The sequence below is a fragment of the Catenibacterium sp. AM22-6LB genome, from assembly GCF_003435615.1.
Classification (GTDB): Bacteria; Bacillota_I; Bacilli_A; order Erysipelotrichales; family Coprobacillaceae; genus Catenibacterium; species Catenibacterium mitsuoka_A.
On sequence record NZ_QTUM01000086.1, the window covers coordinates 1 to 6534 of the forward strand.

At 33.7% G+C, this 6534-nt stretch carries 6 protein-coding genes, 1 tRNA gene and 1 other annotated feature; of the genes, 3 read left to right on the forward strand and 4 right to left on the reverse strand.

Annotated features, from left to right (window positions below):
- Positions 1–106: 106 nt before the first annotated feature.
- A tRNA-Leu gene (locus DW269_RS11915) sits at positions 107–193 on the reverse strand.
- 228 nt (positions 194–421) lie between these two features.
- Positions 422–656, forward strand: a binding site (T-box leader).
- Between the two features lie 38 nt (positions 657–694).
- Between DW269_RS11915 and aroF the strand changes: the two genes are divergently transcribed.
- Genes aroF through DW269_RS11930 form a run of 3 tightly spaced genes read left to right on the forward strand, consistent with a single transcriptional unit; the run spans position 695 to position 3166 of the window.
- On the forward strand, positions 695–1711 hold the full coding sequence (aroF, locus tag DW269_RS11920) for a 3-deoxy-7-phosphoheptulonate synthase (RefSeq protein ID WP_117460183.1): 1017 nt from the start codon (positions 695–697) through the stop codon (positions 1709–1711).
- 19 nt (positions 1712–1730) lie between these two features.
- Positions 1731–2720 (forward strand): ornithine carbamoyltransferase, encoded by a 990-nt coding sequence (gene argF / locus DW269_RS11925; protein ID WP_117460186.1) that lies wholly within the window; start codon positions 1731–1733, stop codon positions 2718–2720.
- Complete coding sequence (locus tag DW269_RS11930) at positions 2720–3166, forward strand: hypothetical protein (RefSeq protein WP_117460188.1); 447 nt, start codon at positions 2720–2722, stop codon at positions 3164–3166. Before argF ends, DW269_RS11930 begins: the two co-directional genes overlap by 1 nt.
- A gap of 47 nt (positions 3167–3213) precedes the next feature.
- On the opposite strand, the gene DW269_RS11935 is transcribed toward DW269_RS11930, so the two are convergent.
- The 3 genes from DW269_RS11935 to DW269_RS11945 are packed head-to-tail and all read right to left on the reverse strand — an operon-like array spanning position 3214 to position 6462.
- Positions 3214–4122, reverse strand: coding sequence for a DNA recombination protein RmuC (locus DW269_RS11935; protein ID WP_117460190.1), 909 nt, complete (start codon positions 4120–4122; stop codon positions 3214–3216).
- Between the two features lies 1 nt (position 4123).
- Positions 4124–5440 (reverse strand): 23S rRNA (uracil(1939)-C(5))-methyltransferase RlmD, encoded by a 1317-nt coding sequence (gene rlmD, locus DW269_RS11940; RefSeq protein ID WP_233502520.1) that lies wholly within the window; start codon positions 5438–5440, stop codon positions 4124–4126.
- A complete protein-coding gene (locus DW269_RS11945; RefSeq protein WP_233502518.1) occupies positions 5404–6462 on the reverse strand; it encodes a YihY/virulence factor BrkB family protein in 1059 nt (352 codons plus the stop codon). The genes rlmD and DW269_RS11945 overlap by 37 nt, the downstream gene beginning before the upstream one ends.
- Between the last annotated feature and the right edge of the window lie 72 nt (positions 6463–6534).

A 6534-nucleotide genomic window follows, 5' to 3' on the forward strand; every position in this document is an offset into this window, starting at 1 on the left:
GAAAAATTACTGATTATTTTTTTGAATTTTTACTTGATTTCTATTATCCAATTTTTTTAGACACAAAAAAAAGCTGAGAATTTATCCCAGCTTAATCATTAACAGTTGGTGCCCTTGACCGGACTCGAACCGGTACGGGTTTGAAGCCGGCAGATTTTGAGTCTGCTATGTCTACCAATTTCATCACAAGGGCATTGACAACGTTATTATTATAGTATGCATAAGGGATGTTTTCAAGAAAAAAATGGTTTATTTTGATGTGCTTCTCATAATTTTTTCTAACACATATACTATTTGAATAAATTTTCACTCATATAAGTAGCATAAAAAGAAATATTTTTATTTTTTCTAAATGTATTCGCTTACTTTATAAAAATCATTGACATTTGGTTTTAAGGCTCTTATATTAGATTCATATACAAAAAAGACAGCGAATTGAAAAGAACATTCAGTTTTTGGATTTACAGAGAGTTCCTAGTGCTGAGAGGGAATGATCCATGTGAATGAAATACATCAAGGAGTCGGGATATTGAAATGAAGTAAGTATCCACGGGTACGACCGTTATATCGTCAGAGTATGATAGTACTCACAGAGGTCTATATAGTGATATATGGATAAAATAAGGTGGTAACGCGAAGTCCCTCTCGTCCTTATAATCGAGAGGGACTTTTTATATACCTGGAGGAAAAAATTATGATTATTGTATTAAAACCAAAATGTGATGAAAACGATATTAAGAAAGTAACTGACAAGATTGAAAGCTATGGTTTAGAACCACATGTTTCTACTGGTCATGAAACTACTATTATTGGTGTAATTGGTGATACGACTAAAGTAGATCCTAGAGATATTGAAGTTTCACCTAATGTAGAAAAGGTAATGAGAGTTGAACAGCCTTATAAGCTTGCTAACAGAGCATTCCATCCTGAAGATACTATTGTGGATGTAGATGGTGTAAAAGTAGGTGGAGGCCATATGGCTCTTATTGCTGGTCCTTGTTCTGTAGAATCAGAAGAACAGGTTATTGAGATTGCCAAGGAAGTAAAAGCAGCTGGTGCTAATATGCTTAGAGGTGGTGCATTCAAGCCTAGAACATCTCCATATGCATTCCAGGGATTAGGTTCTACTGGTCTAGATTACTTAGTAGCTGCTAAGAAGGAAACAGGTTTACCAATCGTATCAGAACTTATGAGTGCTGATGATATTGATGAATTCAATGAAAAGGTAGACTTAGTTCAGATTGGTGCAAGAAACATGCAGAACTTCACTTTACTTAAGGAAGTAGGTGCAAGAGTTAAGAAACCTATCCTATTAAAGAGAGGCTTAAGTGCAACATATCAGGAATGGATCATGAGTGCAGAATATATCATGGCAAGTGGTAATGAGAATGTCATCCTATGTGAAAGAGGTGTAAGAACATTCGAAACATATACAAGAAACACTCTAGACTTACAGGCTATTCCAGTACTTAGAAAAATGACTCATCTACCTGTAATCATTGACCCATCACATGCTGGTGGTAAATGGTGGTTAGTAGAACCAATGGCTAAGGCAAGTGTGGCAGCAGGATGTGATGGATTACTTATTGAAGTACATAATGATCCAGAACATGCATTATGTGATGGGGCTCAGTCATTAAAGCCTAAAAAATATACAAAACTTATTGAAGAATTACGAGAAATTGGTAAAGTAGTAGGTAAAGAAATATAAGTAGAAAGGAAGTATAATTATGGATTTACACGGGAGAAGTTTTTTAACACTTAAGGATTATACTAAAGAAGAAATCTATTATCTTCTAGACTTAGCTAAAAAGCTAAAGGCTAAGAAGAAAGCAGGAAAGATTGGTCATTCACTTGAAGGTAAGAATATTGCCTTATTATTCGAAAAGACATCTACACGTACAAGATGTGCTTTTGAAGTAGGTGTTCTTGATGAAGGAGGACATGCTAGTTTCTTGACTCAGTCACAGATGGGAAAGAAGGAGTCAATTGAAGATACAGCGAAAGTACTAGGTAGAATGTTTGATGGGATTGAATTTAGAGGATTTAAGCAGGAAAATGTTGAAGCATTAGCTAAGTATTCAGGAGTACCTGTATGGAATGGTTTAACAGATGTTGACCACCCTACTCAGACTTTAGCTGATTTCCTTACTATTCAGGAACATCTTGATAAGCCTTTAAATGAAATTAAGTTTGTCTTTACTGGTGATATTAGAAATAATGTATGTTATGGATTAATGTATGGTGCATGTAAGGTGGGAATGCATTTTGTATGTTTAGGTCCTAAATCATTAGAAATGGATCCAGAAGTTGTGGCTTATTGTCAGGAAGAATGTAAAAAGTCTGGCGGAAGTTTGACTATTACTGATGATACAGATGCAGTTGATGGTGCTGATGTTATCTATAGTGATATCTGGGTTTCAATGGGTGAAGATGAATCATTGTATAAGCCAAGAGTGGAATTATTAAGTCCATTTAAAGTAACCAAAGAATTAATGAGTAAGACACATAATGACAATACATTATTTATGCATTGTCTACCATCTTACCATGATTTCGAAACAGAAACAGCCAGAGTAAAACATGAACAGGGATTAGATGTTCGTGAAGTGGATGATGAAGTATTCAGAAGCAAAAACTCTGTTGTATTTGATGAAGCAGAAAATAGACTTCATACAATTAAAGCTGTTATGGTTGCAACATTAGGTAAAGAAGATTAATGAAACATTTATTTACATCTTACTATGATGACAAAGGCATGTATGTCATATATAACGAAGAGACTGCAAATGCGGATAGTGTAATTGAGTATGTTGTTGTGATGTTAGAACAGTTTATCAATACACTTGCAGAAGAATCTGATGAGACAATTGAAAATGTAATAGAGATTGTCGGTAAGGATTTTAATGATTTTGTTTCCAGTTATTATGAAGGAAACTACGAACTGCTTGTTTCTAAGGCAGTGGATCATGGTTTTGCGCATGAGCAGCAGGAATTAGTGGGAGTAAGAGATGAGAATGCGATTGGTATAGACTTAGAATTAAGTAATTATAGTGATCTATTCTTATTGATGTCATTGGCTGTTCTAAGTTGTGATTATAGTGATAATGCGAAAGATATATTTACATATCTTGAAAGCATGAATAAAAGTGATTCTGTAAATTAGACTGGAGGGGTTTTCCCCTCCTTTTTACGTAAAAAAATAGAAGAGGATTACTCCTCTTCTATAGCACCATCATAGGCTTGATTGATTGTTTTACTGATCTTATTTTTAGATATCTCTAGTTCCTTCAGACTCTTTTCAAGAGAACCTAAGTTCTTCATGACTCTGTCATAACGTTCATCTAAACGATTCGTATCTTCTTTAAGTTTAATAATACGCTGTTCTATTTCTTTAATATTCTCAGAACGATTAAAGTCTTTAGTAATATTAATAAGCGTAAAGACAACCCCCATAAGTGTAGAAGGAGATGTCATTAAGACCTTCTTATTATGTGCATAATCATATAAATCAGCACATTCATCACATAAATAGAGATAGATGGCTTCACTAGGAATAAACATTACCGCCTCTTCCAATGTTTCCTCGGTAATATATTTACTAGAAATATCATCTATATGCTTCTTTACATTCTTCTTGAATTCATTGTGATAAACAACATCCTTAGGATTATCTACTATCTTTAAATAGTTTTCCATAGGAAACTTAGAATCAATAATGAGTACTTTAGTATTACCTGGTAAATGTAAAGCTGCATCCCCTATTTTTCCATTACTTAAATGATATTGTGATTCAAAGATATGTGAATTATCACCACAATAAAGAGATAGGATATGGTAGAGCTGATACTCACCAAAAGTCCCTCTCTTTTTTGTATTGGTCATAATTACATTAATATCATGCATATCATTGATCATCTGATTTATTTTTGTATCAGATTGACCTAGTGATGTACTCGCATCATTTAACATCGTAATAATAGAATTATATTGTCTATCAAGAGATGAACTATTTGCCTGTGTTTCAGCCATCTTCTCATGAAGTTTCATCTGTGTTGTATAGAGAAGATAAATAACAACAACCAATAGTACAATACAAATAATACTTAATACAATTTCCATATTACTTACGCTTTAAATCTACAATAATTTCTAAGCGAGGTGTATGTGGTTCTTTATCTAGTGAGATAATAGTATTCACATCATACATTTCTTCTAATTGATGTAATGTTTTAGCGAGAGTACTCATGTTATCAGATACAATAATTAAATGTTTAATACCTGATAAAGTAATAGACTTCAATAAATCTTCAGTCATACCATCAACAGTTTCATTGATGATTAATGCATCATATCTATGATTCTTTAAATGATGTGCTGCCTGATCATTGACATGACCTGCAACAAATAACTTGTTGTCTAATTCTAATCTCTTTGCGTTTTCAGTGGCATCATGGATACTTACCTTATTGTCATCAATTGCGACAACTTTGTTTTCAAGCTGTAATTCCATAATTCCTGAACCACAACCCATAGACAATACTTCTTCCTTCTTATCTAATAAAGAAGCAATCTGTCTTGTCTTTTCATCATCCATTTCTGGGTTAAGGATCATATCAGAACGTACTGAAATCTTGAAATCCTTATACTGTGCATGTGTCTGACCATAAATTCTCTTGAATCCCTGTTCATAGAAATCCTGATAACGAGATGTATTTACTGTATAATATAATGCAGTCACTTCATCCAATGCAGCGATTTCTTTAGTCACAGTCTGACTGATTCCATCCTGTCCAGTAACGAAAGCCACCTGCATTTCTTCACCAATCTGTCTAACAATTAAGAATCTTAAGCCCTTCTTGAACTTATCATTATAATCACGACAGTTATTTGCATTAAGAATATCTTCGATCTTTACTAGTAAAGAATTGATCTTCTTTGTCTGAAGAGGACAATGATCCATTAAAGTAAGGAACTTTGTTTCACGCTGGTAAACGCCCACACATAACTTTCCACTGAAGTAAGTAATTGGGAAAGCAACGATATGACGATAATGTTCTGGCTCTTTCATTCCTACAACAGGCTTGATATCCAAGTCTTTTACAGATAGATCTGTATATTTGTGAAGTGTTTCTTTTAATAATTCACGTTTATGAACTAACTGATCAGCATAATTCATATGCTTTAAAGCACATCCCATACACTGATTGTACTGATCACATTCAGGATCCTTTCTTGCTGATGAAGGCTTCTTATATGCAGTCACATGACCTAACATATAAGTCTGTGTCTTCTTATCAATTTCTACTTCAACCATTTCTAATGGTAAAGCATTCTGTACGAAGATAACTTTCTTCTTAATATAACCAATACCTTCACCATTAATACCAAGCTTCTTGATATTTATTTCTTCTCTTTCTTTTCTTGGTTTTGATGAAATTCTTCTTGGTTTTGAATCAAATTCTCTTGCTGGTTTCTTATCGAAGTCTTCTCTTGGTTTTCTGTCAAAATCTCTTCTTGGCTTTCTGTCAAAGTCTTTTCTTGGCCCTCTATTTTCTTTCTTATAGCCTTTATCAGACCCCTTGTTGAACCCTTTACGGCTATCCTTTCTAGGTTTTCTGTCGTTGTTAAAGCTTTTTCTTCTTGGTTTACTCTTTCCAAAATCTTCTCTTGCCATTTTGCGTTGTTCCTCCTCAAGTATGCAATATGAGTTAAATACATTCCTACATAGAAAATCTCACTTGCCCAATCAAATACAAATAAGATAACACAGATTGAGGTAAGTGGTCCATATAAAGATGTAAAATCTGCATATTTAAAATAATAGTTTAATGCAATATATAAAATCACTATCCCACCAGAAGTTATAAAGGCTCCCTGAAGGGCTTCATGATATGTGATACGTTCTCTTGGGACTATCATATAGATAGCCATAAAAAATAGGACCATAATAAGAAATAATAGGACAAAGCGCATAAATGCAATGCCATATAAAAAATGAAATGCTTTAGATATAGGTCCTGTTGCAAGTAATACAATAGAAATCAATAATGTACCAAGTAACAACATTGTCACCTTAAAGACATAGATATACCAGGCAATCACTGATTCAGTTCTTTCTTCTATCGCAAACATCTTCTTAGAAATATCATAGATATTTCCTACACCTCTAGATACAGCATAAAAAGACCAAATAAACACTAATATAGAGACTGTATTTAAAGAACTGCCCTTTAATGTATCAATCAACATCTCTGCATAAGCTGGCTGTATAAACTCTTTAATACCCATCTCTAGAATATCTACACTTATATGCAAAGAAGATGTTACAACTGCAATAATAGTCATAGAAGGGATCAGCAGGATGATAAGATAAAATGATAAGGCGGCGCTAGAGAAGCTTGGTACATAATAACGATAGTCATCATATATAGCCATTGCTTTATTATATATATCTTTCATGACTGTTCACCTCCAAGAAAGTAGACTAACCTATCACTAGGCTAGTCCCTTATCAAACCGTACGTGCACTAT